Origin of the sequence: Pantoea sp. ANP04, from assembly GCF_041982285.1 — a bacterium.
Taxonomy (GTDB): Bacteria; Pseudomonadota; Gammaproteobacteria; order Enterobacterales; family Enterobacteriaceae; genus Pantoea; species Pantoea eucalypti.
This window is the reverse complement of record NZ_JAUTYS010000001.1, coordinates 156,712-170,985: the sequence shown is the minus strand read 5'-3', so window position 1 is coordinate 170,985 and position 14,274 is coordinate 156,712. Positions and strand designations below refer to the sequence as shown.

The window sequence follows — 14,274 nt, the reverse complement described above, 5'->3', positions numbered from 1 at the left end:
CACCTTTAATGAGGTTCAGAAGCAGAAGAAAAGAAAAAAAAGTTAAATAATGCCAAAGATGATCTTTATATCGTCAGGGTGAAAATAACCTTTAATTTTATTTATAATTGCATGAGGGGCTAATGAGTTGGCTTTTTATTGTTAACTTTGAAATTATTTGCCTTCTAATAATTTCAGGCATGATTGCAAGCTTCTGATTAATAAAATAAAAATTTATAATTATATGGAGTTGAATTGTATTTATTTGATCCTGATCAAAATTATTTTATGAAAGTATGGATCAAAAGCGATAACGGTTTGCAAAGGGAAAGTGCAGGATTTTGCTAATGTTTTGATTAAGCAGTCAGATATAAACAGTTTTATTCATGAGCAATGCTATTTACCACGCGCTCTATCCTATAAAATAGAAATCCCACTCTCAATAGTGAGCACAACTGATGCCAGATTACTGTTTCTACACGCAGGGAAAACAGACCATTGCCCTGGCAAGGTCAGACATGAACCGCGCCAGCGAGTTGCTTGCTCAGGGGTTTATAAAAGAGGCTGAAGAAGTGCGTGCTCCTGATGAAAAGCAGGCCGCTGCGCGCTTTGCAGATATCAGAAAAGAGAATGCCATTGATCGGCATAACTTTCTGGCCGGCGCGGGAACAATGCCGTTGATTGGCGTGCTCACAGCGTTGGCTGCCTTTCTTTTCTGGCGTAAAAAATAATCCTGATTCTCCGCAGTTCTTCAGAAAACAGTCGGCCGACGCCCTGACGCTATCGGGCACAGCATTATCACAGGAAGCTGTGCCAGGCGTTAACCCGCCAGCGTCTCTTAATATGGTGGGGTTGTCTCGCTGGAACAAAGAATGAACACCCACGTCCGTCGAGAATCTTCATTATCTGTCAGGCGATCATCTTCATCCTGAATGACTCCGTATTTACGCAGATTCCCCTTTCCAAACCACTCTGCTAAACATTCTTACAGATATTATTCATGCCTTCAGATTGATGTGACAGTGATTAGTTTGTTTAAAATTTAAATCACATTAAGGTTAGTCAGGTGTCACCGAAAAATTACGCTGATTTTTATCTCAGACCGTATTCAGTTATCGACTAATAAAATTAGTGATCTCACTAAAAATTCAGTATGGTCTGAACGTTATCCTACATTCCCCCTCCATTCTTTAGTTCCATCCCTAATCGGCTCAGGCATACAGAAATAAAATTTTCAGTATTTTGTACGCTAGTTATTCCATGGAATAAAAAGCGAATTGAAAATCCGACACCAATAGCGCTCAACTTCAGCGTAACGCTGAATAGCGTTATTTCTCATTAGTGCCATCCTGTCAAAAAGTAATAGAGTTGCCTGGCAGAACAACTGCCGGTAACTTTTATTTAAGGGCACACACAGGCAATCGCCGCCCCGCCTCTGTTTCTGTCACCAGAAGTGGGGAGGATTATTATTATTTAATGATTAATAACAGAGGGTCTTTATCTAATATCAGATTGTCGCGTTCCGCCCAGCCTTTGAGCTTGCCGGGGTTAAGTAATCCTTCAGGATCAAGACACTTCTTAACAGAAACGACGTCAGGTTTAATTTCTCCCTGTTTACCATCCTCAATATGATAAACATGTGGGTTATTTATTTTTACGTCATTGTCACGGAAGGTTGTCATTATTTCATTCAGTCTTTCTTCAGTTGAATAACGCACAAGTTGCAAACCGCTTGCGGTAATGTTGCCATCATTGTCACGCAGGAATTCAATATGCGAAATAACCTCATCACCGAACAACGCTGCCATATCGATAATCTGCTGACGATAACAGGTGTGATTAAACGCTGTCTGTAAATATGTCAGAGAGCTGTCAACTTTAAGTGCGTGCAGCGTGGTGTGGTTCCAGCAATACTCCATCAGCGACGCGTTAGCCTCACGCGCTTCGTCGGCCGGCTGGCGCAGGGCGCTCTGACCGCGGTATTTTTCCAGCAGATGCGCGCAAAATCCTTCGCTTTCCTGCGCGATCACACTGATTACCGCATGCTGGCTGGCCTGATAGCGTCCGTTCAGGTGACTGAAATAAGAGGGGATTGGCGCGGCGAACAGCGCGAGCTGGCGTTTTGCCAGCCCCGGCGAACGGGCAAAGGCATTGGCATAATCCAGCGCGTCGGTGAAATCATCAAACACGTCCAGCCTCTCAATCCACTGATGGACCGGTGCCAGTGCCAGCGCCACCTCAAGCACAATACCGTTGCTGCCATAGGCATGATGCAGCAGCAATGCCTGTGGCGCGGGCACCTGCAGAATGCGTGGTTCGGCTTCCATCGTCATGACTTTTACGCTGAGCACATTGCCGGGCGCGCCGAGTGGGCCGTAGTTAATGGAGCCGATACCGCCAAATCCGCCGCCGTAAAGGCCGCCCAGACTGGCGAGCCGGTAGGTGGAAGGCATGCAGCGCAGTTCCCATCCTGTTGGCCGGGTCAGGGTTTCAATCTCCGCCAGCCGGATCCCAGCCTGCGCCCGTACCACGCCGTTGCCCAGTTCACATACCTGATTGAATCCGGTCATATCGACCAGAATGCCGCCCTCCAGTGGCACCAGCTGGCCGTAGTTGCCGGTCGCGCCGCCGCGCAGGATCAGCGGCAACTGATGCTGAACACAGGCTTTCACCAGTAATCTCAGCTCTTCTTCGCTGCGCGGCCTGACCACGGCATCGGCCTGTTTGTCTTCCAGTTGCCGCTTAAGCACCGGGCTGAACCAGTGAAAATCACGGGAAAGGCGTTTGACCTTCGGCGCCTGTAAAGTCCAGTCCAGATCAGGCAGCGCCTGCAGAATCAGGGCGAGCGCCTGTTGACGTTGTTCACTGTCCATAATCTTCCTGCCTAAAGATGAATGAGGTTAATGAGATTGCACGGCTTCGCTTTCATGCCAGGCACTCAGCACGCGTCGGGAAATCCAGGACATCGCGCCAAAGAGTGCAATGCCGGTGAGTGAAATAAGCAGCAGAGCGGCAAACATCAGCGGGATATCCAACTGATAGCCCGCCTGCAATATCTGGTAGGCCAGGCCGGTATTATTGCCGCCGGTGCCGGCCACAAACTCAGCCACCACCGCACCAATCAGTGACAGACCGCTGGAAATGCGCAGTGCGCCGAAGAAATAGGGCAGAGCGGAGGGAATGCGCAGGCGAATGAGGATTTGCAGACGGCTGGCGTGATTCAGCTGAAAATAGCTCAGCAGCCCCGGCGATACGCTGCGAAGCCCCTGTGTGGTATTGGAAATAATCGGGAACACCGCCATCAGCGTTGAACACACCACCAGCGACAATGTGGTGTCTTTGACCCAGATGATGATCAACGGCGCGATGGCGACGATCGGCGTCACCTGCAGGAACACGATGTAGGGAAACAGCGCGGTTTCAATAAAGCGGTTCTGTACCAGTACGAACGCCACGACTGCACCGATGACAATCGACAGTAAAAATGAAATCAGGGTGATTTTCAGGGTGAACAGCAGCGACGTCATCAGCGAACCGCAATGTGTCCACAGGCTTTGCAGCATCACCACCGGTGACGGCACCAGAAACTGAGGGATGTTGAAATAGCTCACCCAGCCTTGCCATAGCAAAATGACCACCACGGCGACTACCGCCGGATAGAGCACTTTGCGAAACGTGGGGTTGTTGATCCACGGAGAAGCATTTTGCGTTTTCATACCGTTACTCCATACCCGATTGGCTGGCTTGCAGCAGGCTGTCCTGCAACTGCTTCGCATAGCGTGAAAATGCCGGACTGACGCGGAAATCTTCGCTGCGCGGAAAAGGTTCGTTGATGGCGATATCTTCCACCACGCGCCCCGGACGCGCGGCCATCATGATCACCCGCTGCGACAGGAACACCGCTTCGTGGATCGAGTGAGTGACGAACACGACCGTCAGTCCCTGTTCCCGCCACAGGCGCAGAAGGTCGCTGTCGAGTTTGTTGCGGGTGATTTCGTCGAGCGCGCCGAAAGGTTCATCCATCAGCAGCAGCTTCGGGCGCGTGACCAGGCCGCGGGCAATCGACACGCGCATCTGCATGCCGCCTGACAGTTCGCGAGGCAGGACGTTGGCAAATTTGCCAAGCCCCACCAGTTCCAGCGCTTCACTGACGCGGGTATTGGCTTCAGCGCGGGGTACGCCTGCCAGATCCAGCGGCAAGCGCACGTTGTTCTGCACATTACTCCACGGCATCAGCGTGGCTTCCTGAAACACGAAAGAGAGCGGAACCTGCGCTTTTTCACGACTTTCGCGGCGCCACAGCATCAGCTTGCCGTCGCTGGGTTCCACCAGACCGGCAACCATTTTTAACAGCGTACTTTTGCCGCAGCCCGACGGGCCGAGCAGCGTGACAAATTCGCCCTGATTAATGGTCAGATTGACCGGCAGAAGCGCGCGGGTGCCGTTGCTGTAAATTTTCTCCGCCGACAACACCTCGATAGCCGGAACGGTTGGAGAAATAACTGAGCGGACATCGCTCATCACGGTGAGTTTCGGGGCTGAATTCATGGCATAACCTTCGCGTCTTTAATCATGTCGAGGGTATAGGTCTGCGCAAACGGCACTTTATCCGCATCGATGAGTTTATTTTTGACCAGCATCTCCCAGGTCTTTTTCAGACGAGGTTCAGTGATGATGCCGATACCGCCGGTTTGCGCGTCGCCACCCGTCACCAGCGCATACTTCTTCATCTGCGCAATGCCAAAGGCAATCTGGTCGGCGCCCATACGCGGGTTAGCCTGGGTAATGAGCGCGTTGCCCGCGGCGGGGTCCTGCAGATATTCCTTCCAGCCCTGCATGGAGGCTTTCACGAACGCCGCCACGGCTGCCGGGCGTTTTTTGACAGTGTCGGCCATGCAGATAATGGAGTTGCCGTAAGGCGGATATCCCCAGTCGCTAAGCATGTAGACATAGAACGGTTTGCCACCTTTCTCGATTGAGAACGGCTCGGAAGTCACATAACCCTGCTGTACCAGATTATTGTCCGCAAGAAACGGCTGCACGCTGAAGGTGTAGGGCCGGACTTTGGCGTTACCCAGCCCCAGTTCACTTTTCGCCCAGGGCCAGAATGAGGTATACGCCTCGGTCGCCAGCAAAAAGGTTTTGTCTTTCAGTTGCTCGCCGGCCCCGACTTTATCGTGGCTGATAAACACCGTCGGCGAATGCTGGAACACCGTCGCCACGGTCACCGCATGCACGCCAGCCTGCCAGGTTTCCAGCGCCTGGCCATTGTCGCCGAGCGTACAGTCCGCCTGACCAGCGGCCATCAGTTGCATCACGTTAACCTGCGGGCCGCCCATTTTAATGCTGACATCCAGACCGGCGGTTTTGTACAACCCTTTAGCCTGCGCCTCGTAAAATCCGCCATGCTCCGCCTGCGCGTACCAGTTGGTCAGGAACGTGAATTTCTCTTCCGCCATTGAACTGGCCGAAACGCCGCCCAGCAGCAGAGCCAGCAGGGTGTAAGTGGGTGAACGCCGTAGTTTCATCTTGAGAATTCCTTTATTCAGAGGCCAGAGAAGACGAAGGAGGAGTGAAGCGGGTTTGCACAAAGCCGTTCCAGTGGTGTTTACCCCAGGTGGGTTCGCTGCGGACTGTCCATTCCATCAGGTGGATCTCCGTGATCGCCTGCGCCCAGCTTGCCGCCAGCGAATCGAGGATCGCGTGCCCCTGTTCGGCGGTTGCGCCAATCGGATCGCCGATTACGCCGCTCGGACCAAAATCATAAGAAGCCCAGGCGGCGACAGGGCGGCCAGATGACAGCGTCGGACAGGGAAACGCCGGCGGATAATTGGCGACCGCGTGCTCCATGTGAACGCATTCCGGTGCCAGAGCCAGCATCACTGCCGTTTCGCTGTGACCGGCATGCATCGCCATTTTCTGCTCCTGCGCACTCAGGAACTGATTTTCCACGTTAGGCACGCGGAACACGTCGTGCGGGATCATGATCATGTCCCCGTGACGCAGGCGCATTTCCCGCGAGGCCATTTGCAGCACCTGCGGCTGTCCGCCGTGCCCATTGATCATCAGCAGTTTGCGGAACCCGGCGCGGTAGAGCGATTCGGCAATTTCCAGCACCGTCTGCAACAGCGTGTCGCCGGTCAGGGTCAGCGTGCCGGGGAAGTTCAGATGCTCGTCCGACTTGCCGTAAGTAATGGGCGGAATCGCGAAGGCCGGAATCTCTTCCGGAAGCCGCGCCAGTGCGTGACCCGCGACGCCGGAGGAAATCACGCTGTCCACCGAACACGGCAGATGCGGGCCATGCTGTTCGATGGCGCCGGTCGGTAAGACAATCACGGTGTTAGCCTTGTCGGGCAGAGCAGCGATAGCTGTCCAGCTCAGAAAAGGGAGAAAACGTTCTGCGGGAATATAGCCGTTAATCATGCTCTGCCTCGTGTTCGGACTTGTCAGGGTTAGCGGGACTGGGGTAACCAGGCGGTGGCTTCCACTTCAATCAGCACGTCGGCGCAGGGCAGCATTTCGCTGACCTGAACCACGGTAGAAACCGGCGGTTGACCGGGATAAAAAAGCTTTCTGACCCGGCTGTAATAGGGGAAATGATCAAGATTGCGAAAGTACTGCACCAGCTTGATCACATCACTCATCTGCCCGCCGGCGTCTTCAATGATGTGGCGGATACTTTCGAGCACATACCAGCTCTGGGCGAGGATCGGCCCCTGTTTGATATCAGTCGAGAATTCGCCGGTTTCACCCAACAGCAGGCGTGCTTCGGCGGGGATATCCTGAAAGCCGCGCACGATGGTCCCGCTCTGCGGATTAACCGGAATCACGCCCGAGAGAAAAACAAAATCGCCCGCGCGGCGCCACGCGGCATAGTTGGCGAGCGGTTTACCCGCACCCGCTTCAAGACTCATGGGATAACTCCGGATTCCAGGTACGTTGGTGGGCAAGCCTGCCATGGTGGAAAACCAGCCGGGCTGCGCTGTTTAAAGGCCAGGTCAGGCTGTCGCTGCCTGGAAAGAGAATCAGCGTGGCATCGCTGCCAGGTGCGAGTGGCAGGCCGGGCGGTGCATCACCGCTCAGCGCGGTGACATCGCAGATCAGTCGCGACTGCCAGTCAAAAACGTTATCCAGCTGCAGTGCGAACAGGGCACAGGCCAGCGTATCCAGCGGGTCGTAGCTGCCGGCCGGACAAAAAGCGTCCTGCACGTTATCGCAACCGAGCAGCACCGGAACGCCTGCCGCCTGCGCCTCTTTCAGCAGCGTTATGCCGCGCTGTCGTGGCGTGCGGCCGGTGACGGCATCCTGCAACAGCAGGTTGGTCATCGGCAGTGCAATCAGCGTGACGCGCTGCTCCGCCAGCAAACGCAGGACCTCCACTGCCTGATGTTCACTGCCGGAGGCCAGCGCGCAGCCGTGGCTGCAACAGATATGGCCGCTGAATCTATTTTCTGACAGGTAATGCGCCAGCCAGCTCAGGCCGTGTGCCACCGGCGAGAGCTCTTCATCGATATGCAAATCCAGATTCAGTTGCCAGCGCGAGGCACTGCGCATCAGGTTGGTCATGGCGGCCGGATCCCAGTTGGATGAGTGGATAAATCCACCCAGCAGGCAGTGGTTCCCGCTTTGCGCCACCGCAGCGGCGATGCGGTCAGCGGCCTCGCTGTCGGCAAAAAGAGTCAGCGGGACCAGCGCCACCCGTTCCAGCATGACGCCGGGTTGTGTGATAGTGGCCAGTGCCGTCCAGGCCAGCGGCGGCGTGGCATCGAACCAGTCAATATGGGTGCGCAGGCGGGTTACGCCGTTGGCGGCGGCCCATGCCATTCCCTGTCGGGCACGCTGATGAAGATCTGCCGTGGTCCAGTGCCGGCGATCCTCATGCAGGGTTTCAATCGCGGCCAGCAGACCGGGTTTTAGGGGACGGCTGCGACCAATGGTGAAGGTTTTATCAAGATGCGCATGAGGTTCGAGCAGACCTGGCAGCGCCAGCATGCCCTGTGCGTCCCACAAATCATTCTGGTCGGGCTGAAAAGGCGTCATGGAAGTTATTTTGCCTGCCTCAACGCGCAGATCTGCCGTCACCGGTTCACCTGCCTCCTCAGGCCACCCGGCAGGAAGCAGCCAGGCGGGAAGGCGCACGTTGGCAATGCCGTTTAACGGTGAGGCAAAAGAAGGAAAGTTCATATTGAGGCTCCGCGTTGGCATTACAGGTCCAGGACCAGAACAGGACTCTTAGCGCGCGAACAGCACAGCGTAATCTGCGTGTTCTCCGCTTTCTCTTCTTCTGTCAGCACGCAGTCGCGGTGATCGGGAATACCGTCGATGACATCCGTAATGCATGAGCCGCAAATACCCTGTTCGCACGACAGCATAATATCGACTCTGGCACTCAATAAGACTTCTGCAATGCTTTGGTCTGAACCAACTAAATAACGTTTTCCGCTGGATTTCAGCTCAATGTGAAATTCAGAGTTGGCGTTATTTTTGTTTATAGTGTTATTGCTGAATCGCTCAAAAGATAATTGATTCTTATGCCAGTGGTGCGTGTACATAATCTCTTCAAGGCGCTTAATAAACCCATCCGGGCCACAGGCCATCACCTGCGTATTGGCATCCGGCTGACACAGGCTCAGCGGCGTCGTGTGCCGCAGGGAATCGTTTGCGCTGCTGTCATGTAAAAAGAGATTTCTTGCCAGTGAAGGTGCTGTGAGACGCGGTATATACGCCGCTTTATCCAGGCCCGAAATGTAGTAGTGCAGTTCAAATTCAATGCCTTGCCGAGAAATCTGTTCCGCCATCGCCAGCAGTGGCGTAATGCCAATTCCTCCGGCAAATAACAGATAGCGCCCGGCGGCTGGCAGAGGGAAATGGTTACGTGGCATCGAGATATTGAGTGTGTCGTTAGCACTGAAATGATGATGAATAAAGTGCGACCCGCCGGTCGCGTTGTCTGCCAGTTTTACGCAGATTTCATAATATTCCCCGCTGTGATTTTCGTTGCAGAGAGAATACTGGCGCGGGCCAATTTCAGGAATGAAAAGGTCAATGTGCGCACCGGGTAACCAGGGCGGTAATAATCCACCGTCCTGCGCAATAAGTTGCAGTGAAATATTTCCTTTACCATTTTCGCCGATCGCCTTGATCGTGACAGGAATTAATCCGGCATCATTCATCGTCATTTACCGTATTCATTTTGATGAGTCATTCATAAACCAGGGTAACCTGTTCACCGCATAACCTGCTGCCATCCGGCCTGGAATAGCCCGCGGCGGGATGTAATGTCGATGAAACGATTGTTCCCATTGCAATGAAAGCTACGTTATTGTTGTAAAGCTGTTGCGTCCAGCGCTTTGATTCGCACAACCCGTTGCAAAAAAGAGAGCACTCAATCATGTTCGCATTCTCACGGTTTCTGCTGTACTTCACTGAGGTTGCCCGCCAGGGCTCGTTTCGTAAGGCGTCAGAAACCTTACATGTCGCCGCATCGTCGATTGACCGGCAGATCCTGCGGGTGGAAAAAGAACTGGCAATGCCGCTGTTTGAACGGCACCCGACCGGATTGCGGCTAACGGCAGCCGGCGAGCTGCTATTGCACGCCGCCAACAACTGGAAAAAGGATTTCACCCGCGTCTGCGAGCAACTCGATGACCTGCGCGGTCTGCGGCGCGGACACGTGCGAATTGCCACCATTGACGCCATCAACCGGCAGTTTTTCTCGGCGATGCTCAGGAAGGTGCATGCTGATTATCCGAATATCTCTTTCACGCTGACCACCATGAACAATGTGGACATTCAGCAGGCGCTGATATCTGGCGATGCTGACTTTGGTCTGATGCTTAATCCGCAAAGTTCACGAGAGTTGCAGGTACGCGCTTTTGCAGAAATCGAGCTGGGGATTGTGGTGCCGAAAGGGCACCCGCTCGGCGACAGAAGCCACGTGCGTTTTAGCCAGTGCATGGAATATCCGTTTATCCTGCCGGCTGCGCCGCTGATGCTGGCCGAACCCGTCCAGGCGCTGATGAATATCAACGGCGACATGATTAACGAAGTCGCGGTATCCAATAACATCCACATGATCCGCTCGCTGATTAAAGAGAAAATGGGCATCGGTATTCTCTGCTGGCTCGACATCATTGATGAGGTGGAAAGCGATGAACTGCAATTTATTCCGCTGACCGATCCGCAATTAAAAACGTTCACCCTTTCGTTGTGCGTCGCCCCGACAAGACAGCTTTCGCTGGCCGCCTCGATGATGCTCAAACAGTTGGAGATGTTGTTCAGCGAGATCCAGATGCCGCGAGGTGATCGGGATTGATTTGCACTGTTCTGGTGCTGGCTGCTTTGTAATGAATCAAAGGTTGCAGAGCCAGCGCCGATCAATCCCCTGTTAAAGCGCAGAGAAAGCGCATTCGTGGAGTTGGCACCTTTCTTGTATAACCCACAGTGAGTAGAAGCGGTCAGTGCGGGCAACTGCGCGGGACATTGCTCAGCAACCATTTCGCGGTTCATTTTGAGCCGGTCAGGGGAGCTGAGCCGCATTCGCTCAATGCCCCCTCCGGTGATGATTAGGAGAGGAGCAATGAAGTCAGTTTCCCGCATTCCCCTGTCTTGCTGCGTGCTGAGCGCGCTGATCCCTGCCGCATTTTCACTGTCGGCACACGCCGATGAGAAAATAGCGCTACTGACATCCTGGTACGCGCAGGCGGAGCAGGGCGGCTATTATCAGGCGCAGGCCACAGGCATTTACAAGCGTTACGGGCTGGATGTCAGCATTCAGTCTGGCGGCCCGCAGGTCAACGGCATGCAGTTGCTGCTGGCAAAGCGATCGGACGTGATCATCGGTTATGATCTCCAGCTACTCGAATCCGTACAGCGCGGTTTTCAGGCCAAAGCCATCGCCGCCCCTTTCCAGTTTGATCCTCAGGGGCTGCTGACACATACTTCAGTCACTTCCCTGGACGGTTTGAAAGACAAAACCATTTTAGTCTCCAGCTCCGGGCAATCGACCTGGTGGCCATGGCTGAAAGCACGCTATCAGCTTAGCGATTCACAGGTTCGTCCTTACACCTTCAATATCCAGCCCTTTGTGGCTGACGAAAATGTCGCGCAGCAAGCCTATGTCAGTTCTGAAGTTTTTCAGGCACAAAAGGCGGGTGTGAAATCGAATTTCTTCCTCTTCTCAGAGCACGGCTATCCCCCTTACGGCGGCATTCTGATCACCCGTCCTGAACTGATCAGCGGCCGTAAAGAGGCGATGGCTAAGTTTGTAAAGGCGTCGATGGAAGGATGGGTAAGCTATCTGCAAAATCCGGCGGCGGGCAACGCGCTGATCAAAAAGGATAACCCGAAGATGACGGACGACCTGCTGGCCTGGGGCGTTCAGCAAATCAAAGCGCACCATCTGATTGACGGCGGTGATGCGGCAACAAAGGGGTGGGGCACCATGACGGAAGCCCGCTGGCAGAAAACCCGTGATTTCATGGTGAACGCCAGACTGCTGAATGCGAATACCGACTGGAAGCAGGCGTATACCACTGAAATTGTCGACCAGATGCAGGTTAAGCCCTGAGGAGTGTTGCAATGTCATCTGACGTTTTACTGATTAAAAATGCGCACGCAATCCTCACCGGCTTGCCGGGAGAGGCAGCGCGTCACGCCGGGCCGGATATTCGCGTGCGTCATGGGGTGATCGAGGCGATAGGTTCCCTGACGGCAATGCCCGACGAGCAGCTGATCGACGCCCGCGATTGCGTGGTTTATCCCGCCTGGGTGAATACGCACCATCACCTGTTTCAGTCATTGTTAAAAGGGGAACCGCAGGGGCTGAACCAAAGCCTGACCGCATGGCTGAGTGCCACGCCTTATCGTTTTCGTGCCACCTTCGATGAATCCACCTTTCGTCTTGCGGTGCGTATCGGCCTGACTGAACTGCTGCGTTCCGGGTGCGCGACGGTGGCGGACCATAACTACCTTTACTGGCCAGATATGCCGTTCGATACCTCGGAAATCCTGTTCAGTGAAGGTGAGGCGCTGGGAATGCGCATTGTGCTATGTCGGGGTGGCGCAACGCAGGGGCGCGCGATCGAGAAAGATTTGCCGCAGGCGCTGCGCCCGGAAAACTTCGGGGATTACATGGCGGATATTGAACGGCTGGTGGGTCGTTATCACGATCCGAAACCAACGTCACTGCGCCGTGTGGTGATGGCACCTACAACCTTGCTGCATTCTGCACCCGGTGCGGAGTTGCGCGAAATGGCGAAACTGGCCCGCAGTCTGGGGATTCGGCTGCACAGCCACTTGTCGGAAACCGTGGATTATCTTGATGCGGCGCGTGCCAGATTCGACATGACGCCGGTGCAGTTTTGTGCGGAACACGACTGGCTGGGTGAGGACGTCTGGTTTGCGCACCTGGTAAAACTGCTGCCGCAGGAAATCTCGATGCTGGGTCAGACCCGCTCTGGCATTGCACACTGCCCGCAAAGCAACGGGCGTCTGGGCAGCGGCATCGCTGATTTGCTGGCGCTGGAACAGGCCGGTGTGCCTGTTTCATTAGGCGTAGACGGTGCGGCATCGAACGAAGCCGCCGATATGCAAAGTGAAGCGCATGCGGCCTGGCTTTTGCAGCGCGCCCGAAAAGGCATGCTGGCGACACCGCGTTATGACGGCGGCACGTTTGAAGGCGGCGGCGACGCAGCATCTGTTGAAGACGTGGTGCGGTGGGGCAGCGCAGGCGGGGCGCAGATCCTTGGCCTGCAACAAAGCGGCACCGTGCAGGTGGGCAGGCTGGCGGATATCGCCATTTATCGGCTGGATGACCCGCGCTACTTCGGCCTGCACGACATGGCCATTGGTCCGGTGGCCTGTGCCGGACGCGCTTCGCTTAAGGCACTGATGATAAATGGCCGGGTGATCGTCGAAAACGATGTCATCCCCGGACTCGATTTGGAGGCCATGCGCCATGAGGCAATGTCTGCCGTCCGTACTTTACAACAGCGCGCTGCGCGCTAACCCTATTGATTAAGAAGGATAAGAACAATGACGCAATCAAATCAAACAGCATATGCATTACAGGAACTGGAAAAAGAAGCAGGAATGGGCGCGATGGGTGAAGAAACTTTTGCCCGTGAAGTGCGTTGTATCGATTTATCAGATTTCGAAAACCGTAAAAGTGAGATCGCCGACGAACTCTGGAGCGCAGCCGTAGAAATTGGCTTCTTCCAGGTCAGCAATCACGGCATTGCACTCGGCGATATCCGTCAGGCGTTCAGCATGACAGAGGATTTCTTCTCACTACCCGAAGAGATAAAAGCGCAATATCCGCTGGCGCGTAACGCAGGCTGGGAGAATAAGTCTCAGGTGCGTCCATCAACCCGAACGCCAGACCAGAAAGAGTCTTACCAGATTACCCGTCCGCTGATGGCACCGCTATGGCCGACCGAACAGGAACTGCCGGCCTTCAAAGAGACCATGCTGAATTTTGAATCGCAATGCTGGCAACTGGGCATGAAACTGCTTTCCTGTTTTGCCCTGAAACTGGGCTTTCCTGAGCACTTTTTCGAGCAGGCACATAATCCGGACCTGCAAACTTACCAGAGTACGCTGCGCATGCTGCACTACTATGCCACTGAGCAGTCAGAGCAGGGGATGTGGCGCGCGGGTGCGCATACAGATTTTGACTGTCTGACGCTGCTGTTCCAGCGTCCCGGTCAGGGCGGGTTGCAGGTATGTCCTGGCAAAGACCGCGAAAGTCAGCAGTGGACCAGCATCGAGCCGCGCGAAGAGGTGATCACCTGCAACATCGGCGACATGCTGATGCGCTGGAGCGACGATCAGCTGCCGTCAAATTTCCACCGTGTGAGAAGCCCACTGCCCGGCGAATACCAGGGTGCGCGCTACAGCCTGGCCTTTTTCTGTCAGGCTAATAAAGATGTGGAGATTCTGGGGCCGCAGGCGAAATATCCGGCCATCACCGCCGAAGATTATCTGCAACAGCGCATTCAGGCGAACTTTGCGAAAGGATAATTTGCCAGAAAGATAAAGAGAGCTGAAAAGCAAAAAGCCCGCTCAGGGAAAACTGAGCGGGCTTTATTAATTCTGGCTTTTCTGGCTGAGATCGCCTTTGTCAGTAACTCGCTAATATAGCCTTCGCCTTCATGTACTTACGGGCATAAAAAATACAACCCTCGCATAGAAGGAATTTAATGCGATCTCATTATTTGATTTGAACATGATAACAACATTCTTTGTTGCGTAAATCTCTGTTACTGCCGAACAGGCAGAACAATGTAACCAGAA

General features: G+C 54.2%; 13 protein-coding genes. 5 read left to right on the top strand and 8 right to left on the bottom strand.

What is annotated here, in order from left to right; all coding sequences use genetic code 11:
- The first annotated feature begins 497 nt into the window (after positions 1-497).
- Positions 498-710 carry a hypothetical protein gene (locus Q7C21_RS00800; RefSeq protein ID WP_370640789.1) on the top strand — a complete coding sequence of 71 codons (213 nt, stop codon included), beginning with the start codon at positions 498-500 and terminating at the stop codon, positions 708-710.
- A gap of 738 nt (positions 711-1,448) precedes the next feature.
- Here Q7C21_RS00800 and Q7C21_RS00795 read toward each other — a convergent pair.
- Genes Q7C21_RS00795 through Q7C21_RS00760 form a run of 8 tightly spaced genes read right to left on the bottom strand, consistent with a single transcriptional unit; the run spans position 1,449 to position 9,158 of the window.
- Complete coding sequence (locus Q7C21_RS00795; RefSeq protein ID WP_004571364.1) at positions 1,449-2,852, bottom strand: FAD-binding oxidoreductase; 1,404 nt, start codon at positions 2,850-2,852, stop codon at positions 1,449-1,451.
- Between the two features lie 27 nt (positions 2,853-2,879).
- Positions 2,880-3,695, bottom strand: coding sequence for an ABC transporter permease (locus Q7C21_RS00790; RefSeq protein ID WP_004571365.1), 816 nt, complete (start codon positions 3,693-3,695; stop codon positions 2,880-2,882).
- 4 nt (positions 3,696-3,699) lie between these two features.
- The gene (locus tag Q7C21_RS00785; RefSeq protein WP_004571366.1) at positions 3,700-4,527 is read right to left on the bottom strand and encodes an ABC transporter ATP-binding protein; all 828 of its coding nucleotides are present in this window, start codon (positions 4,525-4,527) and stop codon (positions 3,700-3,702) included.
- On the bottom strand, positions 4,524-5,507 hold the full coding sequence (locus Q7C21_RS00780; protein ID WP_004571367.1) for an ABC transporter substrate-binding protein: 984 nt from the start codon (positions 5,505-5,507) through the stop codon (positions 4,524-4,526). Before Q7C21_RS00780 ends, Q7C21_RS00785 begins: the two co-directional genes overlap by 4 nt.
- 13 nt (positions 5,508-5,520) lie before the next feature.
- Positions 5,521-6,402 (bottom strand): creatininase family protein, encoded by an 882-nt coding sequence (locus Q7C21_RS00775; protein WP_004571368.1) that lies wholly within the window; start codon positions 6,400-6,402, stop codon positions 5,521-5,523.
- A 29-nt stretch (positions 6,403-6,431) separates the two neighbouring features.
- The gene (locus tag Q7C21_RS00770; protein WP_008926002.1) at positions 6,432-6,893 is read right to left on the bottom strand and encodes a RidA family protein; all 462 of its coding nucleotides are present in this window, start codon (positions 6,891-6,893) and stop codon (positions 6,432-6,434) included.
- Positions 6,883-8,163, bottom strand: coding sequence for an amidohydrolase family protein (locus Q7C21_RS00765; RefSeq protein ID WP_140033263.1), 1,281 nt, complete (start codon positions 8,161-8,163; stop codon positions 6,883-6,885). The genes Q7C21_RS00770 and Q7C21_RS00765 overlap by 11 nt, the downstream gene beginning before the upstream one ends.
- Before the next feature lie 20 nt (positions 8,164-8,183).
- On the bottom strand, positions 8,184-9,158 hold the full coding sequence (locus tag Q7C21_RS00760; RefSeq protein ID WP_004571371.1) for a PDR/VanB family oxidoreductase: 975 nt from the start codon (positions 9,156-9,158) through the stop codon (positions 8,184-8,186).
- Between the two features lie 212 nt (positions 9,159-9,370).
- Here Q7C21_RS00760 and Q7C21_RS00755 point away from each other — a divergent pair, with 212 nt between their 5' ends.
- From Q7C21_RS00755 to Q7C21_RS00740, 4 genes are all read left to right on the top strand, one after another.
- Positions 9,371-10,294 carry a LysR family transcriptional regulator gene (locus tag Q7C21_RS00755; RefSeq protein ID WP_140033265.1) on the top strand — a complete coding sequence of 308 codons (924 nt, stop codon included), beginning with the start codon at positions 9,371-9,373 and terminating at the stop codon, positions 10,292-10,294.
- Positions 10,295-10,558: 264 nt separating this feature from the next.
- Positions 10,559-11,548, top strand: a complete 990-nt coding sequence (locus Q7C21_RS00750; RefSeq protein WP_375150268.1) for an ABC transporter substrate-binding protein — start codon at positions 10,559-10,561, stop codon at positions 11,546-11,548.
- Between the two features lie 11 nt (positions 11,549-11,559).
- Positions 11,560-12,987 carry an amidohydrolase family protein gene (locus tag Q7C21_RS00745; RefSeq protein WP_375150267.1) on the top strand — a complete coding sequence of 476 codons (1,428 nt, stop codon included), beginning with the start codon at positions 11,560-11,562 and terminating at the stop codon, positions 12,985-12,987.
- 27 nt (positions 12,988-13,014) lie between these two features.
- Positions 13,015-14,001, top strand: coding sequence for an isopenicillin N synthase family oxygenase (locus Q7C21_RS00740; RefSeq protein ID WP_105099013.1), 987 nt, complete (start codon positions 13,015-13,017; stop codon positions 13,999-14,001).
- Positions 14,002-14,274: the final 273 nt, after the last annotated feature.

Coding starts and splice junctions, on each gene's coding strand:
- Q7C21_RS00800 (WP_370640789.1), top strand. CDS start 498: ATGAACCGCGCCAGCGAGTTGCTTGCTCAGGGGTTTATAAAAGAGGCT.
- Q7C21_RS00795 (WP_004571364.1), bottom strand. CDS start 2,852: ATGGACAGTGAACAACGTCAACAGGCGCTCGCCCTGATTCTGCAGGCG.
- Q7C21_RS00790 (WP_004571365.1), bottom strand. CDS start 3,695: ATGAAAACGCAAAATGCTTCTCCGTGGATCAACAACCCCACGTTTCGC.
- Q7C21_RS00785 (WP_004571366.1), bottom strand. CDS start 4,527: ATGAATTCAGCCCCGAAACTCACCGTGATGAGCGATGTCCGCTCAGTT.
- Q7C21_RS00780 (WP_004571367.1), bottom strand. CDS start 5,507: ATGAAACTACGGCGTTCACCCACTTACACCCTGCTGGCTCTGCTGCTG.
- Q7C21_RS00775 (WP_004571368.1), bottom strand. CDS start 6,402: ATGATTAACGGCTATATTCCCGCAGAACGTTTTCTCCCTTTTCTGAGC.
- Q7C21_RS00770 (WP_008926002.1), bottom strand. CDS start 6,893: ATGAGTCTTGAAGCGGGTGCGGGTAAACCGCTCGCCAACTATGCCGCG.
- Q7C21_RS00765 (WP_140033263.1), bottom strand. CDS start 8,163: ATGAACTTTCCTTCTTTTGCCTCACCGTTAAACGGCATTGCCAACGTG.
- Q7C21_RS00760 (WP_004571371.1), bottom strand. CDS start 9,158: ATGACGATGAATGATGCCGGATTAATTCCTGTCACGATCAAGGCGATC.
- Q7C21_RS00755 (WP_140033265.1), top strand. CDS start 9,371: ATGTTCGCATTCTCACGGTTTCTGCTGTACTTCACTGAGGTTGCCCGC.
- Q7C21_RS00750 (WP_375150268.1), top strand. CDS start 10,559: ATGAAGTCAGTTTCCCGCATTCCCCTGTCTTGCTGCGTGCTGAGCGCG.
- Q7C21_RS00745 (WP_375150267.1), top strand. CDS start 11,560: ATGTCATCTGACGTTTTACTGATTAAAAATGCGCACGCAATCCTCACC.
- Q7C21_RS00740 (WP_105099013.1), top strand. CDS start 13,015: ATGACGCAATCAAATCAAACAGCATATGCATTACAGGAACTGGAAAAA.